Here is a 21,612-nt window from a genome sequence, read left to right as displayed (position 1 = left end):
ATTCTGGTTAACTGGCGTCCATGCCCGCTCCTTCCGCTGCTCGAACCCACAACGGCCATTCGGTTGGATTTAATCTGGCCGCCATCGCGGCGCTGATAGCTCTTGCCGCCATCGCTTTGGCCTATGCCATCGACGCAGCAGGGCGGACGGCCAAAAGCCCATCCATGCCGGGCGACGGGGAGACACTCGTCCGCACCATAGGCGGCAAGGATCTCGACATCCCGGTATCCTGGTTCCGCTATGCGGAGCAGCGTGTGGAGGGTTTCGCCAAGCAAGTGGACCTGCAACTCGCACTGCCGCTGGGAACGGCCGGGAGCCTGATGCCTGTTGAGGTCACCATCCTGCCGCGCAGCCGCGTCCGGCCAAGTGCACGACTTCTGGACGGCGTCTATCTACACCAGTTTCAGACGGATCAGATTGAGGGCCCGCCGGGCCTCGTCGGCAAGCCGCTTGTCATCGGGGAAGGCCTGCGAGGGGAAACCGTCTGGTATGATCCCATCTCGCCCGACCCGTTCGTCGCCAAATGCATGCCCGCTGTAGCTGATGGTCTGGCAACGCGTTGCCTCAGGACCGTCAATCTCGGCCCCGGGCTCGCCGCGGTTTATGCCTTCAGTGCGGACGCACTGCAAAATTGGAGGCAGTTCGACCCGGTGATGCTGGCGACACTGGCCCGCATCGGCATCTAGCGGGCCTGCGGCCTCTGCCTACTGGATTTCGTCGAGATCGACGTCGAGAATGGCCATCTGGAAATTGTAGGACCGGTCGCCGTCTTCGTCATCGACGTAGATCAGGCCAAGGAATTCGTCGCCAAGATAGACCTCGACGGAGTCGTTCTGCTTGTTCCGCGGACGGACGTCGAGCGCGCGGTTGTTGAACTTCTGCTGCAGAAATTTCTGAAGCTTGATGATTTCTGGGTGGTTCAAGTGCCGCTCCTGTGTCGTTGGGTTCGCCACAATAGGCATTGCGGCCCACCGGACAATCCCGGCGGGCGCTTTTCCCCGCTCGAAAGGGCGAAAATGCGGCGTCTTGGTGAGATCAGCCGCTGGTGTCGGGTACCACGACCATGTGGTCCATCCGCGACGATGGCTGCGAACAGCCGGCCTCGCCAATGATCTTGGCCGGGACCCCGGCGACGGTCACCCGCGGCGGAACTTCCTTGACCACGACCGATCCGGCTCCGATCCGCGCGCAGTCGCCGACCTTGATGTTGCCTAGCACAATGGCACCTGCGCCAATCAGCACGCCATTGCCGATCTTGGGATGACGATCCTCTTCCGCCTTGCCCGTTCCGCCCAAGGTCACATCCTGCAGGATGGAGACATGGTCGCCGATCACCGCGGTCTCGCCGACGACGAAGCCGGTCGCGTGGTCGAGCATGATACCTCGACCGATCCGGGCGGCAGGGTTGATGTCGACCTGGAAAACCTGGCTCGAGCGGCTCTGCAGATAGAGCGCGAAATCCTTGCGCCCCATGTTCCAGAGCTGATGGGTGAAGCGATGCGTCTGGATCGCCTGAAACCCCTTGAAATAGAGGTATGCGTCGAGAACCTTGTGGCACGCCGGATCCCGCTCAAAGGTGGCAGCCAGATCGGCGCGCGATTCCTGGCCGATCTCCGGCCGGCGCTGCAGGGCATCCATGAACGCCTGGCGGATGAGATCGGCTGATACATCCGGGTGATGAAGGCGTTCGGCCACGCGGTGCGCCAGTGCCTCCTCGAAGGTGTCGTGATTCAGAACCGACGAAATCAGAAGGTTGGACAGCGACGGCTCGATAGCCAGAACATTCCGCGCGTCAGTGACCACCGCATCCCAGACCGGATCGACAGACTTCAGATGTGACGCCTTTTTGGTTGTCCCGGCCATGCCATTCTCCATCGTGATCTACCGATAATAGGCCATCGCCCTGCAAAGAACAAAGCCCAGTCGCTTCGTTTGGTTCATTTTTCGCTGAAGGCCTGTTGAACACCTAGCGATGCCGATCCAGGAAACTGAGGGCGGCGCGCTTGAACTGGGGGTCGCCTGTCGCTCGCATGTGATCGCGCTTGTCGATTGTGAATGCCTCACCACCGGGGAGCAGATTTGCCAGGGCTGCCGGGTCGCCTGCCATTTCGTCGTCCGCACCGGCCGCTACCAGCACCGGCCCGGCAATCCGCCGCACCTGCGCTTCGGACATGGGCTCACGCGATGACACCATGCAGGCTGCCAGGGCCGCCCTGTCCGCCTTGTTGTGATCGGCGAATATGCGGAACTGTCGTCCGATCCGGTCCTTCACCTCGCTGAGGGAGTCTGCCGTCAGCGCCGAGATGATGGTCTCGGAATCGGCCAGTCCACTGATCAGGTTCAGCCCCACGCCACCCCAGACCGAGGCCGATACAGCGTCGGGATGATTGAGCGCGAGGAACGCGGCAATCCGTGCACCCATCGAATAGCCGATCACCGCGGCACGTTCGATCTCCAGATGCCGGAGCAGGTTCTGTGCGTCCTCGGCCATCTGATGGGCAAAATAGAGCTTGGTATCGTAGAGCTTGCGCGAGGACCCGTGGCCACGATTGTCGAAGGTGATCGCTTGATAGCCCGCCTCGGTCAGCGTCTGCACCCAGCCGGTGTCGATCCAGTTGATCTTGCCCGACGACCCGAAGCCATGAATACAAAGTATGGGCGTACCTTCACCATGCACCTCGTAGGCGATGGCGATCCCGTCTGAAAGAAAGCTTGGCATGCGGTGCGATGTAGCACCGTGTCTGCCGCGATCCAAGCCTTCCAATTGCCACCCTGCTTCGCTATGGTCCGCCCAATTCAAAACCTGTTCACGGTCCGATCATGGCACATTCGAGCACTCCGCATTTCCACAACACCGAAGGGCTCGCCCGCATCGAGGTGGGGTCGAAGGAGTTCCAGTGCATCGGCGCCCTGCCACCCTTCGATCATCCGCATATCTATCTCGACATGGGCAAGGACAACGAAATCGTCTGCGCCTACTGCTCGACGCTCTACGTTTTCAATCCGAACCTTGCCGCGGGCACCTCCGAGCCGCTTTCGGCCGTCTACCAGTCGGAAGCAGCTTAGGGGCCCTGCCCCGATGGCAGGCAATGGCCGCACTATCTACATTGCCGGCGCCGGCATTGCCGGGCTGACTCTCGCCCTTGCTCTGGCCAAATTCGGCGCCTCGGTGGTTGTGCTCGAGCGCAACAAGTCCATTCTGGAAGTGGGCGCAGGGCTGCAGATCAGCCCCAATGCCCGACGTGTTCTCAACCGGCTCGGGCTCGACAAGGCCTTGCAGGCCAAGAGCTTCCAGCCATCAGGGATCGACGTCTATCCCTTCCGCGCCAGAAAACCGCTTGTCACCCTGAAGCTCGGCTCCGAGATCCCGAAACGCTTCGGGGCACCCTATGTCGTCATGCATCGCGCCGATCTTGCGGAACTGCTCTTCCGGGCCTGCAAGCGCTTCGCCAGCATCGATATTCTGTTCGGCGTGCGGGCCCACGACGTCGTCTCGCATGCCCGCGGCATCTCCGTCACCGTGGACGAGGCCGATGGCAAGTCCCGCACCGCCCGCGCCCATGCGTTCATTGGCGCCGACGGCGTCAATTCGCACACACGTACGCATGTGCTGATGGGTGACGAGGCCACCTACTCCGGCTATGTCGCCTGGCGCACCACACTCCCAATGGATGCCCTGCAAAGTGTCGTCGCGATGGATCGCACGACCCTGTTGCTGGCTCCCGGCTATCATGCAGTCTGCTACCCGTTGCCCCACCGCAAGCGGATCAATGTGGCCCTGTTTGCCAAAGAGGCAGAAGAGGCCGTATTCAACAACCCGCCGTCCGCGCCCCGCTTGCCCTGGTCCTTGCTCCCCAGCCGTCAGTTCAAGACGCTGATGAAAGCAGCCGAGGGGACCTGGGCCTACTGGATCATGTCAACGGTGGCGGCCGAAACCTGGCACGAGGGGGCAATCGGGCTCATCGGCGACGCCGCCCACGCCATGCTGCCCTTTCAGGCCCAGGGAGCCGTCATGGCCATCGAAGACGCCGCCATTCTGGCTCCGCTCCTGATGACCGAGCCATCGGCCGAAACAGCTCTCGCCCGCTACGAGGCGCTGCGCAAACCTCGCGTCGACAAGGTTGCCAAGCTGTCCCGCTCGAACGGCTTTGCCTTCCATCTCGAATGGCCGATGACCATCGCACGCGACATCGTGATCTCGTCGCAGGGAAGCCTCGGGCACTTGAAACGCCTGGAATGGCTTTACGACTATGATCCGGCTCCCGAACCTGCCATCGCTGCACCGCCGCGACCACTCAGGTCCGGTCAGCCCACCTAGCCGGCCACTTGCTTTGACACGAGGCGCTGTGTCAACTGCGCCGAAAACCACAAGGTACGCACGACTGCATGGCCGTTAATCCTCAAAGCAGGCTCACTCTCGCCTGCATTCTCCTCACCATTCTGCTCGACATGCTCGGATATGGCATTGTCCTGCCGGTGCTGCCGGAACTGATCGAGAGCCTGACGGGTGGCAGTGTGGCGCAGGCAGCCGTGATCGGCGGCTGGCTGGTGTTTTCCTACTCGCTGATGCAGTTCATTTTCGGACCGGTGCTCGGCAACCTGTCTGATCGTTTCGGGCGGCGACCGATCATCCTGATTTCGCTGATCGGCCTGACCCTCGACTATCTGATCATGGGCTTTGCACCGGTCATCGCCTTTCTTTTTGTGGGGCGTATCCTGGCCGGCATTTCCGGCGCGGCCGTTGCCACCGCGACCGCCTACATCGCCGATATCACGCCGCCGGAAAAACGCGCGCAGCGCTTCGGCCTGATCGGCGCGGCCTTCGGCCTTGGCTTCATCATCGGGCCGGTAATTGGCGGATTGCTTGGCGAATTGGGGCCGCGTTGGCCATTCTACGCGGCCGCATTCCTGGCCTTCTCGAACTTCATCTTCGGCCTCGTCGTCCTCCCCGAAAGCCTTCCCAAGGACAAGCGGCGCAAGTTCCAGTTCCGTCGCGCCAACCCGTTCGGCGCGCTCTGGGCGCTCAGCCACAATCCGGTTGTCCTCTGGATGCTGCTCGCGCTGGGCCTCTTCACCTTGGCCAGCCAGGCTTTCCCGACCGTCTGGAACTTCTTCACCATCGAGTTGCTGAGCTTTTCGTCGGGCCAGATTGGACTTGCGCTCGGCGCCTTTGGCATCGGCTTTGCGATAAGCCAGGCGTTCCTGATCGGTCCCGTCATCCGGTTTGTCGGCGAATGGGCAACCGTGCTGCTCGGCATGCTGGCTGCAGCCATAGCTATGATCGGCACGGCCTTCATTCACACGCCGCTCGGCCTCTACGGCTTCCTGATGGTTGGCTCGCTCGCCGGCCTTGCAGGCCCGGCCATCAACTCGCTGATGTCGCGGCAGGTCGCCGATGACGCTCAGGGAGAATTGCAGGGCGCAATCAACGCGACCAATTCGCTCACCGCCATTATCGGTCCGCTGGTGGCCACGCAGCTGTTCAACCGCTTCACGCAGGCGCCCAAGGGGAGCTTCGAATACTTCCCAGGCGCCCCGTTCCTCGCGGCCGGCGTCGCGGTAGTGATCGCAGCGACGGTCTTCGTCTACACGGCCCGGCGCTTTGACCTGATGCACCGGCCACCGGTGGCCAAGCGTCCGCACCATCATGACGTCCCTCCGCCGGGCGGGCAGGCCACGCCCCCACACGAGGACGAAGACGACACCGACTCGACCCGCGGCCCCACCGTCAGCAGGTGAGATCGCGTATCCGGGCAAGTCCGATGGGTGAAATCTCGGCAAGTGCGTCCAATGGCTGCCAGCGGGCCGCGTGAACCTCTTCAAGCTGAGCTGTCAGCGGCACGGCAGGGTCTGCGGTGAACAGATACTGCAGGTCGTGGTGCACGTGGTCGGGCTCGTGCCGGAGCTTTTTGCCGGGGACGTCGTGGCTGTCGATGACGAAGGGGAGATCCGTCCCCCGGTGCCAGGGGTGTAAGCTGAGGCCGGTGACTGCCGTCTCCTCTACCGCCTCGCGCGCCGCCGAATCCGAAAATCGCCGGGCCGGCTCATAATGTCCGCCCGGCTGCAGCCAGCGGCCGATGGTCACGTGGTCGATCAAGAGCACCTGCAGATGGTCGGGCGACAGCACGAAAGCGCTGGTGGTCAGATGGCCGGGCATGGTGTCCCGGCTGTCCAGCGCATGTCCCTCCGACATCTGCCAGCGCAGCAGCGACAGCCGCTCGAATGGCCCCGCTACCTCGGAGAGATAGCGGGAAACGACGGCCTCAAGCGCCACGGGAAAGGACGGCATCACCGTCCCGCCACCTACTTGCCGAGCGTCGAGGGCCACTTGCCGTGCTGCTCGCCCTCGCGGTCGATGAGGATGAACCCGTGCGCGCCGAAGAAGTCGCGCTGCCCCTGCGTCAGGTTCGCGGTTCCGAGCGCCTGGCGATAGCTGTCGAAATAGGCGAGCGAGGCCGACAGACATATCAGCGGAAACTCGTCGATCGCGCCCGCTGCAACGACCGTGCGCAGGGCCTTGTGTGCGTCCTTCATGATGGCCACGAAGTCCGGCACCATCAGCAGGTTTGTGGCGCCGCCCTTGGCATAGGCCGCCGACATCTGGTCGAGGAAGCGCGAGCGGATGATGCAGCCGGCGCGCCAGATCTTGGCGATCGTCGCCAGAGGCAGGTTCCAGCCGTTCTCTTCCGAGGCCTTGGCCATGACGGCGAAGCCCTGCGCATAGGAGACGATCTTTCCGGCCAGCAGCGCGCTCTCTAGGTCGGCCAGCGACACCGACGATTTTCCCCCGCTGCGCTTGCCGTAGACGGCTTCGGCGGCGACGCGTTCTTCCTTGCGCGAGGAGATCGAGCGGGCCGCGACGGCGCCTTCGATGGCCGTGGCCGGGACGCCCAGCATCTGCGCGGCGATCGCCGACCAGACGCCGGTCCCCTTCTGGCCGGCCTTGTCGAGAATCAGTTCGACCAGCGGCTTGCCCGTTTTGGGCTCGACTGCCGCCAGCACGTGGCCGGTGATTTCGACCAGATAGGAGTTGAGCGGCCCCTTGTTCCATTCCTTGAACACTTCCGAAGCGGCAAGCGGGTTCATGCTCATGCCGTCGCGCATCACACCGTAGACTTCGGCGATCATCTGCATGTCGCCATATTCGATGCCGTTGTGGATAGTCTTGACGAAGTGGCCAGCCCCCCCTTCGCCCAGATAGGCGCAGCACGGCTCGCCGTTGAACTTGGCCGAAATCGCCTCGAGAATCGGCTGCGCGTTCTTCCACTGCGGTTCGGCGCCGCCGACCATGATGGAGGGGCCGTGGCGGGCCCCCTCCTCCCCCCCGGAGACCCCGATGCCCAGGTAGCCGATGCCCTTGGGTTGCAGATAGGCGAACCGCCGGTTGGTATCGGTATAGAGCGAGTTGCCGCATTCGAGGATGGCGTCGCCCTCTTCGAGATGCGGCAGGAGCTGCTCGATCATGTCGTCGACCGGCTGGCCGGCCTTGACCATGATGATGATCGAGCGCGGGCGCTTCACCTTCTGGATGAAGGCAGCCAGATCGGCCTCAGGGACCACCTTGCCGTCCAGCCCCTGCTCTTTGGCCGTGACCACGAAGTCATCGATGCGGCTGGCCGTGCGGTTGTGCACAGCAATGGTGTAGCCTTTTTCTGCAATGTTGAGAGCCAGGTTGGAACCCATCACGGCAAGGCCGATCAGGCCGATATCCGCAGTCGTCATAGATAGTCCTCCGCACGCAGGAAACGGCTAATTTTCGTGGGCTTTTCTGGCACGGTGAGCCCCGGAGCGCTACCATAAAATGCCCGGCGACCAGCAAGCCATGCTAATCACAAATGCGTACCCGAGCCGCGGATTCCGGCCTTATCAAGCCTTGGAACATCCCCTAGAGTTACACCCAGGAGAGGGAGACTAGCAGCTTGGACAGTCTATCAATGTTCAGCCTCGCCGGGCGTCGCGCCCTGGTGACAGGCTCGAGCCGCGGCATTGGCTTTGCAATCGCAGCGGCGCTGGCAGGAGCAGGCGCCGACGTCATTATCAATGGCCGCGATGAAGTGGCTCTCGGCGAAGCCGCGAGCAAGCTCGCTGAAGGCGGCGCCAATGTTCGTGCCGCCGCCTTTGACGTCACCAGCGAGGAGAGCGTCAACAGCGCCATCGGCTGGTGCGAAAACGACCTCGGTCCGATCGACATCCTGGTCAACAATGCCGGGATGCAGTTCCGCAGCCAGCTCGAGGACTTCCCGGCCGACAAGTTCAACCAGGTGATGCAGACCAATGTCACATCGGCATTTCTGGTCGGCAAGGCCGTCGCCAAGGGCATGATCGGACGCAAGCACGGCAAGATCATCAATATCTGCTCGCTGATGAGCACGTTCTCGCGCAACTCGATTGCGCCCTATGCCGCCAGCAAGGCGGCCATTGCCAATCTGACCCGCGGCATGGCCACGGACTGGGCCCGCCACGGTCTCAACGTCAACGGCATTGCGCCGGGTTATTTCAAGACCGAGCTCAACGCCGCCCTGATTGCCAATGAAGAGTTCACCGGGTGGATCGAAAGGCGGACTCCCATGGGCCGCTGGGGCGAGACGCCGGAACTCGGCGGCGCCGCGATCTTCCTTGCATCGGCCGCCTCCAGCTTTGTGAACGGACACATTCTCTATGTCGATGGCGCCCTCACAGCCACCATTTGAACCCGCCCGCATCATCATTGCGATGGGCGTGTCTTCAAGCGGCAAGTCCACGGTCGGCAAGGCCATCGGCCGCCGCCTGCACGTGCCTTTTCTCGATGGTGACGGCTATCATCCCGAAGCCAACAAGGAAAAGATGCGGGCCGGCATTCCCCTGGTCGACGAGGATCGCTGGCCGTGGCTCGAGACACTCGCCCACGCCCTGCGCGACGCCGCCGGCCAGAAGGGCGCTGCGGTCGGCGCCTGTTCGGCGCTCAAGCGCAGCTACCGCGACTTCCTGACGGAACAGGCCGGCGAGCCGATACTTTTCGTGTTCCTGCAAGGCGACAAGGAAACCATCGGCAAGCGCATTGCGGCGCGCCAGCATGAATATATGCCGGCCAGCCTGCTCGACAGCCAGTTCGCGACGCTCGAGGTCCCCGGCGACGACGAGAACGTCCTGACCCTGTCGGTCGACGAGCCCGTGGAGGCCATTGCCAGCAAGGTGGTCAAGCAGCTCGATCACCTGAAAACCTTCAAGCGCGGCCAGTAGCTAGAAGCCGAACGAAAACTGCCCCTCCGGCGAGGCGGCGTGCTCCAGTGCCAGCAGTTTCATTTTCGACGACACGCCGCCTGGCGCCGAGAAGCCACCGGCCCGGCCATTGCTCGCCAGCACCCGGTGGCAGGGCACGATGAGCGGAATCGGGTTGGCGCCGAGGGCCGCGCCGACGGCCCGCGACAGTTGCACGTCGCCCAGCCGACGGGCGATATCGCCATAGGTCGTGGTCTCGCCCCAGCCGAGCTTGAGAATGTCGTCATAGACCTTGCGGTGGAAAACGGATTGCCCGGCAAGATCGAGTGGCACGGCGCTGAACTGTATCCGCTCGCCGCGGCCATAGGCCTGCAGTGCCGCCACCAGTTCCGCGATGCCGCCGCCCGGCGCGGCAGATTGCGTGCCGAACTGTGCCATGCGCTGGCCGACGGCACTCGGCTTGCTGTCGGGCAAGGCAACGCGGGCCACACCCGCTTCCGTCCAGCCGAGGCCGAACGTGCCGATGTCGGTCTCCACCAGGCAATAGCGCATCCCAGCTCCGCTCATGGGCGCAGTCTACAACGTACGCGTGGCGTTTTCGATTTCCCACTGGGGACCAAGGAAGAGCTCGATTTCCGAGATCATGAAGGGCAGCAGCGCGTTGAATTCGCTGCGCTCCCGCTCCGGCATCTTCCAGTTCGGATCGGTCGGGTTGTCCCAGTTCACCTGCCGGTCGAACAGCAGGCAGAGGCGCGTCAGCCGGCGCACGATATCGCTGCTGAACCCCCAGAAATCGAGGGGGGTGGACTCCCCGTCGACGAACAGCGGCGTATAGCCGTCGCTCATCATCTTGTATTCCACCTGAAACCGAATCTGTTTCACGTTGTGGACTATCCGATCCTGCACAGAAAAAAGGACGTCCTGTGGGGTCCGGGGCAGTGTTGGCGGCCTGCGCAGCCGGCGCGATGCCATCCTAAGTCTCGCCCGCCCCGGGATCCTCACTGTGAGTCTTTTACGATACTGACTTCCCCGGCTCAATTCGAACGATACGGCGCATTTTAACTATCCCCCGAGTATAGCTCAGGTCAGCCACACGGCGAGCAACGCGGCCAGGGCGGGCACCGTCTGGATGAAGAGGATTCGTCGTCCGACCGTCGCAGCGCCGTAGACACCGGCAACTGCCACGCAGAGCAGGAAGAAGGTCTTGACCGGATCGCCGGCCGCGCCGAGCCAGATGCCCCAGATCAGGCCGGCCGCCAGGAAGCCGTTATAGAGGCCCTGGTTGGCGGCGAGGACTCTCGAGGCCTCCGCACAAACTCGGCGCTGGTGCCGAACGCCTTCCGGCCGCGCGGCGTGGTCCACAGAAACATCTCCAGCACGAGAATGTAGACGTGAATCAGGGCGACGAGCCCAGTCAGACCATTGGCAAGCATCGGTTCACTCCTGTTGGCCGGAGACTAGACCGTACCGCCGAAACGACAAAGGCCGCCCGATGGGCGGCCTTCAACAGCAGGTGTTCGGGGACACTTAGTCCTTGAGGGCGTCGCGGACGGCGTCCTTGGCCTGACCGACACCCTTCTGCACCTTGCCTTCCGCCTTGTCGGCCTTGCCGTCGGCGCGCAGCTTGTCGTCGCCGGTCGCCTTGCCGACTGCGTCTTTCACGTTGCCGCGGGCTTCCTTGGCAGCGCCTTTGACTTCATCCTTGTGCATCATCGTCTCCAGGGGTTGAGATGGGAAAGGAACGCTCCCCCTCGAGCAAGGTTCCGGCCCCCGGGATCAACAGTACCCATTGCCCGACCAAAGTGGCGAGCGCCTGCGCCGATCCCTGCAGCGAGTAGGTCCGGGCCGGATTGCCGCCCACACCGTCCCGCACCAGCAGTGACGCCAGCAGCGCCGGACCGCCCTCGTCCTCCTGCATTTCTGCTGTCCAGCTGCGGCAGGTTTCGGCAGCCCGCGCCGGCATGGCGAAATACACAATGGCGACGCCGACCAGCAGCGCCAGCATGGTCAGCTGAATAGCCCGCTGCACCTGACGTCTCCTCGCTAGGTCGCCGCCTCGCCGAGATAGCTTATTTCGATCCGGCACAGCTCACCATCCTTCATCGTCGCGAGCCAGCGGACGAAGTCCGCCTTGTCCGCAAAGCCCGCCTTGCGGCAGTCAAACTCGGTAACGGCATCGACGCTGATGGGATCCATCCGTCCGATCGAGAGCACCCCGACCTTGGTCTTGAGCGTGCCGCCGGGACGCACGGTCGCCCGCTTCCAGCGCCGGAACTGCACCGTGATCTCGCCCCGCTTGATGGCTTCCAGCACCTCTCGTTTGATGAGCAACCTGATCTCCTCTTCGACACTCGAAATATCACCCAGTATATATCAGCGGGACGCCTCCGGAAGACTTCAAGTCTTTGCGTTAACTGTTCTTTCCGGGGTTTGCCCATAACAAGAAAAATCAGGCACCAGGAGGCGCTGGATATGGACGATCGGATGCCGTCCCAAGAACAACGCAACGCTGGCCCCACAAGCCAGCTCGATACGTCTGTCTCGGCTCACGTCGTCAACGCCTATCGACCGCTGCACCGCGCTTTCATGCTGACGACGATGGCCTATTATGCCTTTGTCACTGCAGCACATTTCCCGGACGAGAGCGGGTGGGGCCTGGTTGTCCTGGCAGGCCTGTCGGCGATTACTGCCATCTGCGCCTTTGTAGTCTGGCGCATGGTTGCCGGCCGGATCCTGTCCGTCATCCGCATCGAATTGCTGAATGGCTGCGTGCATCTGCTGATGCTGCTCAATGTGCTCGGCTATCAGTTCGTGCACTACGAGCCTGCCAAACTGGTCTATTTCCCCCTGCTGGCGGTCGCTTTCGCCCTGTCGGCTGTCAGCCAGCGCTCGGCCGTGGTCAGCGTGCTGGCGGCACTTGCCGCCATGCTGTTTGTCGTCTGGTTGCGGGCCCCGGGGAGCCTGGGGCCCTATGTCTTCATCACCATTGCGACGGGCGTCACCTGCATCGGTCTGTCGAGCTTCCTCAGGGGGGTGATCGAACGCGAGATCGGCGCCCGCGTCGCCGGCGAAATGGCGCAATGGGAGACGCAGGTGATGTCCGAGGCGAACGCCCGCCTCGCCAATGCCGACTTCCTCACCGAACTCCCCAATCGCCGCCAGTTCATGCGCGCGCTCTCCGACATGGTCGCCACCCAGGCGGGCGGTGCGGTTGCGATTCTGGATCTCGACGGGTTCAAGGGGATAAACGACGCCTTTGGCCACGGCGCCGGGGATCGGGTGCTGGTTGAAGTAGCGCGACGCCTCGCCAGCGGACGCCCGGCCGGCACGGTCGTGGCCCGTATCGGCGGCGACGAATTCGGCCTGCTCTACAGAGGCGACGTCGGCGCCACCATGCTGACGGCCGATACGGCCGCGATCCTCAAGCTCTTCCAGTCCCCGTTCCATCTCGGCACCACCATCTCGCGCCTCGGCGGTTCGCTCGGCGTCGCCGCCATCCTGCCCGGCGATACCGCCGATTCCGTGCTCGATCGCGCCGACTACGCCGTCTACGAGGCCAAGCACAAGCGCAAGGGACGTGCGGTCTTCTTCTCCGCCGAGCATGAAGAGAGCATCCAGAAGGTGCGACGGACCGAGCGGACCTTGCTGAAGGCCGATCTGGAGCGCGAGATCTCGGCAGTGTTCCAGCCGATCGTCGACGCCGGGACGGGCGCCACCATCGGCTACGAGGCGCTGGCCCGCTGGCAGAGCCCCGAACTGGGCGACGTCTCGCCCGGAACCTTCATTCCCATCGCCGAGCGGCTCGGCCTGGAGCCGGCAATCACGCGCTGCATGGTGCGTCACGCCCTCGATCTGACGGAAAGACTGCCCGACAATCAGCGCGTCAATCTGTCCGTGCATGACCTGGCCTCGACCGACGCCATGCGCATGCTGTCGAGCATCCTCTCTGCCCACCCGCTCAAGCCTTGTCGCGTCGACTTCGAGATCACCGAATCGGCGGTGATGCGCGACATCGGCGAAGCCATCGAAGCGCTGCTGCTGCTGCTGGCGCACGGCTCGCGCATCTCGCTCGACGATTTCGGCACCGGCCACTCGAGCCTGTCGCGCGTGCACCTGCTGCCGCTCGACCGCATCAAGATCGACCGCAGCTTCATCACCGACATTGCTACCAACCGGGCCAGCCGCGCCATCGTCAAGACGACGATCGACCTCTGCCAGAATCTGGGTGTGTCCTGTGTGGTGGAGGGCACCGAAACGCTCGAGCAGGTCAATGCCGTGCGCGCGCTCGGCGCCACCCTGTTCCAGGGCTACTATTTCAGCCGCCCCATGGCCGCAGCCATGCTGCCGCCTGGTGCCGACAAGGCAGCCTCCTCGGCGGCCTGAGCGTGGTGCGGGCGGCGGGACTCGAACCCGCACGGGTGTACACCCTCGGGATTTTAAGTCCCGTATGTCTACCATTCCATCACGCCCGCACGGCCTGCCGTGTCCCATAGACTGAGCAAAAAGACAAACCCTGCAATCCCTGACCCACAGGGCACACCAAGACCCCGGCCGGCGTCACCGCCTCCGGTTGTGATGCAGTCGCGAACAACGGCGAGGTCTGGCCCGTCGATGTTGCGTGTGCCGGAGAACCAGAAGTCCTCCGGCCGAGGCCAGGCCTCGCCGTTGCCACCGGGATTTTCGGCGTTCACCGGAAAGGATCAGGGCATTTGCGGATCGCCCCTCCGCCGCAGGATCGCCGTCTCGACCGGACCACGCTCTTCGCGTTTCTCCAGTCCGACCCCTTTGAGCGAACACGACAGACGTCCGCCCGCGGCAACAAATTAAGGCGGCAGGACACCTGGGCCTGCACACCCTCCCCGGCTTGGCCTGATCCGGACCGACATCCGGACCACCCGGCCTCGCTGCCCCAATCACTCGTCATGATCTCGCGTTTCGGGGCGGCGATGGGGAAGTGTAACGCGGTGGGAGAGCGCGGGGATAAGTCTGTCAGTTGTCTGAACGGATTGGCTGCAGGGTGAATGGCAGATGGCAGAGATTTTGGAGAGGTTTGGTGGCTCCCCCCTCGTGGTTCGACAGGCTCACCATGAGGGCGAGAGAGGGTGGCGCTGGAGATGGGTAAGTGGATGCCTGCAGTCGTCACCCGCCCCCTTTGCGGGGAGGGATCAAGGGTGGGGGGAGCGGCACGAGCGGGGCTCTCAAACCCCCTCCCCAACCCTCCCCGCAAGGGGGAGGGTGGACGGGCTGAGATACCGTGGGCAGGACACATCGATCTCCCTGATTCCTTCTCCCCTTGCGGGAGAAGGTGGCGCGCAGCGCCGGATGAGGGGTAGGCAACACGTGGTGGCGTCGCGGCTCCAGACGACGTGAGGAGCTGTGGCCTTGCCAGAACCCCTCATCCGCCCTTCGGGCACCTTCTCCCGCAAGGGGAGAAGGGAGGGAGGGGTCTCCATCGACAGACGCGATAGCGCCCTCGGCGGTGGAGGAGAGGACGCGCGAGGACCCTGTTCGATGAGAACTGGTGAGTGGATTTTCAGTCGTCACCCTCCCCCTTTCGGGGAGAGGTCAAGGGTAAGGGAACCAGCACGAGCGGGGGTTCCCAAACCCCCTCCCCGACCCTCCCCGCATAGGTGAGGGTGGCCGAGAAGGCGGTGGGGAGGCGCGAATGTTCCAGGGACCTCATCCTGAGGATCGTACAGAACCCCTCAGTCGGTGCCGCCGGAGATGGGGGGGACGTAGGCGACGTCGAGGTCCCAGGGGAAGAAGATCCAGGTGTCCTGGCTGACTTCGGTGATGAAGGTGTCGACCATTTCGCGACCCTTGGGCTTGGCATAGACGGTGGCGAAATGCGCGCCCGGCAGCATGTCGCGGACGATGCGGGCGGTGGCGCCGGTATCGACCAGATCGTCGACGATCAGCAGCTTGCCGCCATCCCTCGCCTTGTCGAGCAGCTCCGGCGTGATGGCCTTGAGCACTTTGACGCCACCCTGGTTCTGGTGGTCGTAGCTCTTGACCGCGACGCATTCGACGACGCGGATATTGAGCTCGCGCGCCACGATGGCGGCCGGCACGAGGCCGCCGCGGGTGATGGCGACGAGCGCATCGAACGGCCCCAGGGCCTGCAGGCGCCAGGCCAGCGCGCGGCTGTCGCGGTGGAACTGGTCCCAGGTGACGGGAAACGATTTTTGAGCGGACTGGTTCACAAGGTTCTCCTTGGCGCGCCGGGCAGCAGGCGCCGGTCTCAGTAGGGATCTTCGGGGGGCGGCAGGCCGGCGGCGGCGTGAGCGGCGGCCACCATGTCGCGGACCCTGGCGGCCGCTTCGGCAAGCCGGATTTCGTCGGCGGCGCGCAGCACCAGTTCGGTCATCACGCTGGTGCCGCCCATCTGCGGGTAGCTGCCCATCCTGACGTCGGGAAACTCTTCCTGCAGGCGGCCGAACGGGCCGCCGATGCTGCCCTCGCCGACCCGGCAGAGAATGCTGACCGACGACACCTTGCGGCCGCCCTGCAGCGTCGGCGCGATGGCCTCGAGCATCGCCTTCATGATCTTGGGGACGCCGGCCATGACATGCACATTGCCGATGCGGAAGCCGGGCGCCGCGCTGACCGAGTTGACGATCAGCGTGCCGCCCTCGGGCACCCGCGCCATGCGCAGCCGCGCTTCGTTGATTTCTGTGCCGCTGGCCGTCCAGCGCGCCTCGAGCATGGCCCGCGCTTCGGGATGATATGGCAGGGCGACGCCAAAGGCGGTCGCCACCGCATCGGCGGTGATGTCGTCATGGGTCGGGCCGATGCCGCCGGTGGTGAAGACGTAAGTGTAGCGGGCGCGCAGCGTGTTGACCGCCTCGACGATGGCCTCGGTGACGTCGGAGACGACGCGCACTTCGCGCAGCTCAATGCCCAGGTCCGTGCAGAAGTCGGCAGTGGCGCCGATATTGACGTCCTTGGTGCGACCGGAAAGGATCTCGTCGCCGATGACGATCAGGCCTGCAGTGATGGCATCAGTAGTGGACATGGCTCGGCACGGCTCTTACGGGGCCAATGCAATGCCCGCCCGCGTGGCAAAGGTCAAGCAAACCGCCATGTTTGCCACAGCTGCCTGCCCTGCCCGGCGCGCCAAAACTCTTCCATTCCGGCGCGAGGCGCACTACCTTTGCGGCAATGATCGGAGAGCCTATGACGACCTTTGTCGATGCCGAGAGCAAGCACCGGCGCACCGCTGGCGTGATCCCCATCCATGGCGAGGCCGGTTTTGCCGGCATGCGCAAGGCGGGCAAGCTGACAGCCGAGGCGCTCGACCTGCTGGTCGATGCCGTGCAGCCGGGCGTCACCACTGCGGCGCTCGACCGGCTCGCCTATGAATTCGCCCGCGACAACAACGCCATACCGGCGACCCTGTTCTACAAGGGCTACCGCCATTCGGTCTGCACTTCGATCAACCACGTGGTCTGCCACGGCATTCCCGAGGAGCGGGCGCTGCGCGAGGGCGACATCGTCAACATTGACCTGACATTGATCGTTGACGGCTGGTATGGCGACTCGTCGCGCATGTACCCGGTGGGCGAAATCTCGCGCAAATCCGAGCGGCTGATCGAAGTCACCTATGAGTGCCTGGCGCTCGGCATCGCGGCGGCCAAGCCGGGCAATACCACCGGCGATATCGGCGCCGCCATCCAGCAGCATGCCGAGGCCGAGCGCACCAGCGTGGTGCGCGACTTTGTCGGCCACGGCGTCGGCCAGCTCTTCCACGACGAGCCCAACATCATGCATTTCGGCGTGCCCGGCACCGGCGTGCCGATCAAGCCCGGCATGATCTTCACCATCGAGCCGATGATCAATCTGGGGCGGCCGCATGTGAAAATCCTGTCGGACGGCTGGACCGCGGTGACCCGCGACCGCACGCTGTCGGCGCAGTGCGAGCACTCGATCGGTATCACCGAGACCGGCAACGAGATCTTCACGCTCTCGCCCAAGGGACTGTTCAACCCGCTCGACGCCCGCCGGTAGCGATGCGCAAGCCGGCCGAACCAGCAGGCGATGGTTTGGCTGAGGCGGGCGCGCCACATTATCTCGGGCATCGCCAACGCGCCCGGCAGCGCTTCCTGCAGCTGGGGGCACAGCACATCGAAGATTACGAACTGCTCGAACTCATCCTGCAGATCGTCATCCCCCGCAAGGACACCAAGCCACTCGCCAAGGAGCTGATCAGCACGTTCGGTTCGTTTTCCGGGGTGTTTTCGGCTACGCCCGAGCGGCTCGACAAGGTCAAGGGGCTGGGGCTCGTGTCGGCCACCAATCTCAAGATCATCCAGGCGGCGGCACAGCGCTTCGCCCGCGACAAGATCACCGACCAGCCGATCCTCGGATCCTGGACCTCACTGATCGACTATTGCCGCGCTGCCATGGCGTTCGAGGATGTCGAGCAGTTCCGGGTGCTGTTTCTCGACAAGCGCAACCGGCTGATTGCCGACGAGGTACAGCAGACCGGCACCGTCGATCACACCCCGGTCTACCCGCGCGAGGTCATCAAGCGGGCGCTGGAGCATTCGGCGACGGCGCTGATCCTGGTGCACAATCACCCCTCCGGCGACCCGACCCCGTCCTCGGCCGACGTGCAGATGACCCGCCAGATCAATGACATCGCCAAGCCGATGGGCATCTCGCTGCATGACCATGTGATCATCGGCAAGTCCGGGCACGTGTCGCTGAAGGGCCTGAAACTGATCTAGGTCTTGGACTCATAACTTCTGGTCCAGAGTGGGATTGAGGCGAGCAGAACGCTGGCGAGGAAGTTGCGGGCGAGCTTGTCGAATCGTGTGGCGACGCGACGGAAGTGTTTGAGTTTGCAGAAGAAGCGCTCGACCAGATTGCGTTCGCGATAGAGGCCCCGGTCAATGCTGCGCTGGACCCTGCGGTCTTTCTGTGTGGGGATGTGGGCACGGGCTCCCCGTGCCGCAGCCAGGTCGATGAGGACGCGAGCGTCATAGCCGCGGTCGGCAACAAGGTCGCGGGTGCGTGTAAGGCTCTCGATGAGGACGGCGGCGGCCTGCTTGTCGGAGGCTTGGCCGGGAGTGAGCATGATGCGGATCGGCAGGCCGGTCCCATCGACCACGGCATTGATTTTGGTGCTCAGTCCTCCACGAGACCGACCGATGGCGTGATCCGGGCCCCCTTTTTTCCGCCCGCGGCGTGCTGGTGTGCCCGGATGATCGAACTGTCGATCAGCGCCATCGACTGCGGCGAGCGCTCGGCGAGGGCTTCGAATATCCCGAGCCACACCCCGGCCTTGGCCCACCGGTTGTACCGGTTATAGGCGGTCGTATAGGGGCCGTAGCGCTCCGGCAGGTCGCGCCAGGGCGAGCCGGTGCGCAGCACATAGAAGATGGCGTTGATCACCCGTCGGTCATCGGTGCGCGGCACTCCGCGCGGCTTGTTGGGCAGGAGGGGCAGAATGATCCGCCACTCCGCATCGCTGAGATCAAATCGAGCCATCGCCACCTCCATTCAGGAGGTTGAATCAGCCTTCGTACTCAAAGGGAATCCCCTTTATGGGTACAGAACCTAGGCCGGCGTGGCCTCCAGGGCCACCAGCATGGGCAGTCGCGTCGCCGCAAACAGCTCTGCCAGTTCCACCAGAAGCGCGATGTTTTCCTTTTCGCTGTCCACCGCCACGCCATCCTTGATGAGGCGCTGGTTCTGGCTCAGCAGGATCTCCCAGGCATAGGCGGCCCAGTCCCCGGGGGTCTTGTGCCCTTCGGCGCGCGCCAGCAGGAAGATCATCTGGAAGCGGCTGATCGACAGCCCTCCTCCGGTGACGGGCGACGACAGGAAACCGAGGTCCACCTTGGCACGGGCACGGCGGCAGATGGCCAGGTTGAGCCGCTGCGACGAGGCGCGCGTTTCCGCCGTCGGTTTGACGGCGACGGCCAGGGCACCCAGGCTGCAGAACACCATCATCGCCTGCAGCACATTGGCAAAGCTCACGGCAGGGAGCGCTTCCTTGATCTGACCGATCGCATGCGGCTGGTGGTCGGACAATACGTCGAGGATCGGGGCATAGATCTCCGGCTGCAGATCAGCTTCGCCCAGCGCGCCCTTGATCTTCATCGGCACGTCGTCGCGCGGCATCTGCAGAACCACCTCGAGATTGCGCACGGCAATACCATGCTCGTGATCGTTCAGCCGCCGCGCGCCTTTCACCCAGTAGTCCTTGCGGAAATTGGTGTTGGTCATGCAATCGCGCACGGTCTCGCGCAGCAGCGGATCCTCGATGTCGTCGAGCAGCGCACGGTGCGTTTCGGTCAGGTTGAGCGAGTCGACGCCATCGGCAAGGTTGGCCGAGCAGGCAAAGTCCAGCTTGGCGGGGGCCAGCGCCTCGGCCATCTGGCTGAAATACTGCGTGTGCCAGTCCTTGTTGAAGAACTCGTGCGCCAGATATTGCCGCTTCTGCTCGGAAAACAGCTTGAAGCGCTCTCGCACCGCCGGAGAAATGAGGCTGAAGAGCGGATCAGCGTCGAGCACCTTGGTGACGAACGTCATCGCCCGGTCGACGCGCTCGGTCATGGGCACGCCCGGCGCTCCCAGCCGCGCATCGTGCTGTGCCAGAAGATGGCGCAAAGGCGCCGACGCGCCCCAGCCCGGCATGGCATTGTAGCTGGCGTAGACAACGCCGCCCACCTTCAGCTTGCGCCGCAGGAAATCGACAATGATGTCGCGGTTGGCCTGGCTGACCCAGCTCCAGATACCGTGCAGGCCGATGAAGTCGAAATCGGGCAGATCGGTCCTCTGGCAGAATTCGGCAAATGCCTCGTCGCTGAGCGTAACCGGCAGCCCGGCCTCGCCCGCCAGCTGGTTGGCAAAGCTCGTCTGAGCCGGGATGAAATCATTTCCGTACCACTCGACCCCCGAACCGGCCCGATGCAGCAGCACGCTCATGCCCTGGCCAAAGCCCAGTTCGACGGCCGTCTTGACGTCTGGCGCGACGAGGCCAGCCAACGCGAACCCCAGTTTCAGCCGCGACGGGTTGAGCTCATGGTAGTAGCCAGGCGTGTAGTCGAGTTCGGATACGTAGCCCTCGTTCCAAGCATTCACGATCAGCTACCTCTGCCGAAGTCTGCACTGGAGGGCACCGTAGCTTGAGTCGCGCTTCCCATGGCAAGCGCAATGGCCCGCCTATGTCAGTCTTCGGTGTCCGGCTTGCTGCCGGCGGGTGCGGTACTGGCCTTCTGCAGCTTCGAGCGCAGCGACTTGATCAGGCCGAGCAGCTGCCTGTTGTCCTTGATGCGCTTGCGGGTGGCCTGCCAGGTGCGGTCGACGCCGACGGCGATGCGGCCGAGCAGCGTCAGTGCCATGTAGTGCTCGCGCACCGGGATCTGCACGTTGCACCAGTGGCGCTTTTCGTCGGTGAAGCCGGCGCCCATGTCGAAGACCCGCGCACCGGCGTCAAAGACCGTCTGCATGACCCGCAGCAGACACTGCTTGCCCGGCGAGCCCGGCTGCAGCGACGGCTCGGTGCTCATCGAGGAGATCAGGCAGAAAAGCCGGTCCCCGTGCGCGATGTTGTAGCGCAGCGCCACGACCTCGCCGTCGAGACGGAGCGCGTGCAGACGCACATCGACGCCCGACCCGGGTTCCACGGTGGCATCGTAGAAATCGCGCACGGCCTTGTCGCAGAAGGGATCGGCAACGCCCATTTCGACGAACCGCGCGGCGCGCTGGCGGAAGAGAATGTCCAGCAGTTCGGGCGAGCCCGGCAGCTCCTCGAAGCTGACCTCGCCCATGGCCGCGAGCTTTTCGCCCTGCTGCCGGTCGTGCTTGCGGCGCGACTTGCTGCGCTGGGTGCTGTTGGCTTCCTCCCAGCTCGAGAACTTTGCCCGGTAGAGCATATCGGTGACCATCGAGGTCCCCAGTTCGGCAAACAGATCGACGCCCTCATGGTGCAGCTCCGGCACTGCCTTGAGATGGACGATATCGACGTCAGGAACGCCCGCAAGCATGATCTGCCAGAGCTGGTGACGCTCGGCCGGCGTCAGGGCGGCCAGCCGGGCCCGGTCGACCAGTGGCGCATTGCAGCCCACATGAGCGCCAGGGAACCACCCGAGACTGCGGATGCCCTTGCTCGAGCGACGCTGCAGCGCCAGCAGGGCCACCGGCACCCCGGCAGTTTCGGCAACGACATAGACCTGATCGGCCTCGGGAATGTTGTGGGTCCTGATCCACAGGGAGATGAAATCGAAGCTCTGCCCGGGTGACTTGACGCCCCCTGACTCCAGGCGCCGCCAAACCGCCTCGACGTCCTCGAGCCGATGACTGACGCGGGTGGCAATGGCCGGAGAGCCGGCACGTACTGCGGCCGGTGCACCGTCAACGAGCGGCACCTGGTCGGACGATGCTGCACTGACTGTCATTCGGCAT

24 protein-coding genes, 1 tRNA gene and 1 pseudogene are annotated in these 21,612 nt (G+C 64.0%); 9 read left to right on the top strand and 17 right to left on the bottom strand.

Annotated features, from left to right (window positions below; all coding sequences use genetic code 11):
- Nucleotides 1–20 precede the first annotated feature (20 nt).
- Nucleotides 21–686 carry a hypothetical protein gene (locus AC0L4C_RS13600; RefSeq protein WP_473400185.1) on the top strand — a complete coding sequence of 222 codons (666 nt, stop codon included), beginning with the start codon at nucleotides 21–23 and terminating at the stop codon, nucleotides 684–686.
- 18 nt (nucleotides 687–704) lie between these two features.
- Here AC0L4C_RS13600 and AC0L4C_RS13595 read toward each other — a convergent pair whose 3' ends face one another.
- From AC0L4C_RS13595 to AC0L4C_RS13585, 3 genes are all read right to left on the bottom strand, one after another.
- Complete coding sequence (locus AC0L4C_RS13595; protein ID WP_473400184.1) at nucleotides 705–923, bottom strand: DUF3126 family protein; 219 nt, start codon at nucleotides 921–923, stop codon at nucleotides 705–707.
- A gap of 112 nt (nucleotides 924–1,035) precedes the next feature.
- Complete coding sequence (gene cysE, locus AC0L4C_RS13590; protein ID WP_473400183.1) at nucleotides 1,036–1,863, bottom strand: serine O-acetyltransferase; 828 nt, start codon at nucleotides 1,861–1,863, stop codon at nucleotides 1,036–1,038.
- A 103-nt stretch (nucleotides 1,864–1,966) separates the two neighbouring features.
- A complete protein-coding gene (locus AC0L4C_RS13585; RefSeq protein ID WP_473400181.1) occupies nucleotides 1,967–2,719 on the bottom strand; it encodes an alpha/beta fold hydrolase in 753 nt (250 codons plus the stop codon).
- A gap of 101 nt (nucleotides 2,720–2,820) precedes the next feature.
- Here AC0L4C_RS13585 and AC0L4C_RS13580 point away from each other — a divergent pair, with 101 nt between their 5' ends.
- The 3 genes from AC0L4C_RS13580 (at nucleotide 2,821) to AC0L4C_RS13570 (ending at nucleotide 5,739) form a co-directional block, all read left to right on the top strand.
- Complete coding sequence (locus AC0L4C_RS13580) at nucleotides 2,821–3,066, top strand: zinc-finger domain-containing protein (RefSeq protein WP_473400180.1); 246 nt, start codon at nucleotides 2,821–2,823, stop codon at nucleotides 3,064–3,066.
- 13 nt (nucleotides 3,067–3,079) lie between these two features.
- Nucleotides 3,080–4,318 (top strand): FAD-dependent monooxygenase, encoded by a 1,239-nt coding sequence (locus tag AC0L4C_RS13575; protein WP_473400178.1) that lies wholly within the window; start codon nucleotides 3,080–3,082, stop codon nucleotides 4,316–4,318.
- A 68-nt stretch (nucleotides 4,319–4,386) separates the two neighbouring features.
- Nucleotides 4,387–5,739: a TCR/Tet family MFS transporter gene (locus AC0L4C_RS13570; RefSeq protein ID WP_473400177.1), complete on the top strand. Its 1,353-nt coding sequence runs from the start codon at nucleotides 4,387–4,389 to the stop codon at nucleotides 5,737–5,739.
- On the opposite strand, the gene AC0L4C_RS13565 is transcribed toward AC0L4C_RS13570, so the two are convergent.
- Nucleotides 5,729–6,289 (bottom strand): NUDIX hydrolase, encoded by a 561-nt coding sequence (locus AC0L4C_RS13565; protein WP_473400176.1) that lies wholly within the window; start codon nucleotides 6,287–6,289, stop codon nucleotides 5,729–5,731. The two genes, AC0L4C_RS13570 and AC0L4C_RS13565, sit on opposite strands and share 11 nt — an antisense overlap.
- A 14-nt stretch (nucleotides 6,290–6,303) precedes the next feature.
- On the bottom strand, nucleotides 6,304–7,722 hold the full coding sequence (gene gndA / locus AC0L4C_RS13560; RefSeq protein ID WP_473400175.1) for an NADP-dependent phosphogluconate dehydrogenase: 1,419 nt from the start codon (nucleotides 7,720–7,722) through the stop codon (nucleotides 6,304–6,306).
- 212 nt (nucleotides 7,723–7,934) lie between these two features.
- Between gndA and AC0L4C_RS13555 the strand changes: the two genes are divergently transcribed.
- Together AC0L4C_RS13555 and AC0L4C_RS13550 are read left to right on the top strand one after the other, a co-directional pair.
- Nucleotides 7,935–8,690 (top strand): SDR family oxidoreductase, encoded by a 756-nt coding sequence (locus tag AC0L4C_RS13555; protein ID WP_473403522.1) that lies wholly within the window; start codon nucleotides 7,935–7,937, stop codon nucleotides 8,688–8,690.
- A complete protein-coding gene (locus AC0L4C_RS13550) occupies nucleotides 8,659–9,219 on the top strand; it encodes a gluconokinase (RefSeq protein ID WP_473400174.1) in 561 nt (186 codons plus the stop codon). The genes AC0L4C_RS13555 and AC0L4C_RS13550 overlap by 32 nt, the downstream gene beginning before the upstream one ends.
- On the opposite strand, the gene AC0L4C_RS13545 is transcribed toward AC0L4C_RS13550, so the two are convergent.
- The 6 genes and pseudogenes from AC0L4C_RS13545 to AC0L4C_RS13520 form a co-directional block, all read right to left on the bottom strand.
- Nucleotides 9,220–9,765, bottom strand: coding sequence for a methylated-DNA--[protein]-cysteine S-methyltransferase (locus AC0L4C_RS13545; RefSeq protein ID WP_473400173.1), 546 nt, complete (start codon nucleotides 9,763–9,765; stop codon nucleotides 9,220–9,222).
- A 9-nt stretch (nucleotides 9,766–9,774) separates the two neighbouring features.
- Entirely contained in the window at nucleotides 9,775–10,080 is a 306-nt protein-coding gene (locus AC0L4C_RS13540) for a hypothetical protein (RefSeq protein ID WP_473400172.1), read from the bottom strand.
- Nucleotides 10,081–10,278: 198 nt separating this feature from the next.
- Nucleotides 10,279–10,631 (bottom strand): annotated as a pseudogene (locus tag AC0L4C_RS13535) (DUF1304 domain-containing protein).
- Nucleotides 10,632–10,725: 94 nt separating this feature from the next.
- Nucleotides 10,726–10,911, bottom strand: a complete 186-nt coding sequence (locus tag AC0L4C_RS13530; protein WP_473400171.1) for a CsbD family protein — start codon at nucleotides 10,909–10,911, stop codon at nucleotides 10,726–10,728.
- Nucleotides 10,895–11,227 (bottom strand): hypothetical protein, encoded by a 333-nt coding sequence (locus tag AC0L4C_RS13525; RefSeq protein ID WP_473400170.1) that lies wholly within the window; start codon nucleotides 11,225–11,227, stop codon nucleotides 10,895–10,897. The genes AC0L4C_RS13530 and AC0L4C_RS13525 overlap by 17 nt, the downstream gene beginning before the upstream one ends.
- Before the next feature lie 14 nt (nucleotides 11,228–11,241).
- Nucleotides 11,242–11,529, bottom strand: coding sequence for an ASCH domain-containing protein (locus AC0L4C_RS13520; protein ID WP_473400169.1), 288 nt, complete (start codon nucleotides 11,527–11,529; stop codon nucleotides 11,242–11,244).
- A gap of 141 nt (nucleotides 11,530–11,670) precedes the next feature.
- Here AC0L4C_RS13520 and AC0L4C_RS13515 point away from each other — a divergent pair, with 141 nt between their 5' ends.
- Nucleotides 11,671–13,581 (top strand): putative bifunctional diguanylate cyclase/phosphodiesterase, encoded by a 1,911-nt coding sequence (locus AC0L4C_RS13515; protein WP_473400168.1) that lies wholly within the window; start codon nucleotides 11,671–11,673, stop codon nucleotides 13,579–13,581.
- Between the two features lie 3 nt (nucleotides 13,582–13,584).
- On the opposite strand, the gene AC0L4C_RS13510 is transcribed toward AC0L4C_RS13515, so the two are convergent.
- The 3 genes from AC0L4C_RS13510 to AC0L4C_RS13500 form a co-directional block, all read right to left on the bottom strand.
- A tRNA-Leu gene (locus AC0L4C_RS13510) sits at nucleotides 13,585–13,670 on the bottom strand.
- Nucleotides 13,671–14,903: 1,233 nt separating this feature from the next.
- Entirely contained in the window at nucleotides 14,904–15,401 is a 498-nt protein-coding gene (gene gpt / locus AC0L4C_RS13505) for a xanthine phosphoribosyltransferase (RefSeq protein WP_473400167.1), read from the bottom strand.
- Between the two features lie 38 nt (nucleotides 15,402–15,439).
- Nucleotides 15,440–16,213 carry a competence/damage-inducible protein A gene (locus AC0L4C_RS13500; protein WP_473400166.1) on the bottom strand — a complete coding sequence of 258 codons (774 nt, stop codon included), beginning with the start codon at nucleotides 16,211–16,213 and terminating at the stop codon, nucleotides 15,440–15,442.
- Nucleotides 16,214–16,374: 161 nt separating this feature from the next.
- Here AC0L4C_RS13500 and map point away from each other — a divergent pair, with 161 nt between their 5' ends.
- A complete protein-coding gene (gene map, locus AC0L4C_RS13495) occupies nucleotides 16,375–17,205 on the top strand; it encodes a type I methionyl aminopeptidase (RefSeq protein WP_473400165.1) in 831 nt (276 codons plus the stop codon).
- Nucleotides 17,206–17,207: 2 nt separating this feature from the next.
- A complete protein-coding gene (radC, locus tag AC0L4C_RS13490) occupies nucleotides 17,208–17,927 on the top strand; it encodes a RadC family protein (RefSeq protein ID WP_473400164.1) in 720 nt (239 codons plus the stop codon).
- Here radC and AC0L4C_RS13485 read toward each other — a convergent pair.
- The 3 genes from AC0L4C_RS13485 to AC0L4C_RS13475 form a co-directional block, all read right to left on the bottom strand.
- Nucleotides 17,924–18,690, bottom strand: a protein-coding gene (locus AC0L4C_RS13485; RefSeq protein WP_473399404.1) for an IS5 family transposase whose coding sequence is annotated in 2 segments (ribosomal slippage) — nucleotides 17,924–18,381 and nucleotides 18,381–18,690 — 768 coding nt in all. Because the reading frame shifts where the segments join, the coding sequence is not laid out codon by codon here. The genes radC and AC0L4C_RS13485 overlap by 4 nt on opposite strands.
- Before the next feature lie 69 nt (nucleotides 18,691–18,759).
- Nucleotides 18,760–20,289 (bottom strand): methyltransferase regulatory domain-containing protein, encoded by a 1,530-nt coding sequence (locus AC0L4C_RS13480; protein WP_473400163.1) that lies wholly within the window; start codon nucleotides 20,287–20,289, stop codon nucleotides 18,760–18,762.
- Between the two features lie 86 nt (nucleotides 20,290–20,375).
- Nucleotides 20,376–21,605: a GNAT family N-acetyltransferase gene (locus AC0L4C_RS13475; RefSeq protein ID WP_473400162.1), complete on the bottom strand. Its 1,230-nt coding sequence runs from the start codon at nucleotides 21,603–21,605 to the stop codon at nucleotides 20,376–20,378.
- Nucleotides 21,606–21,612 lie beyond the last annotated feature (7 nt).

The organism is Devosia sp. J20-27, from assembly GCF_055808595.1.
The sequence above is the reverse complement of the archived record's forward strand: the minus strand, read 5'-3'. Positions and strand labels throughout refer to the sequence as shown.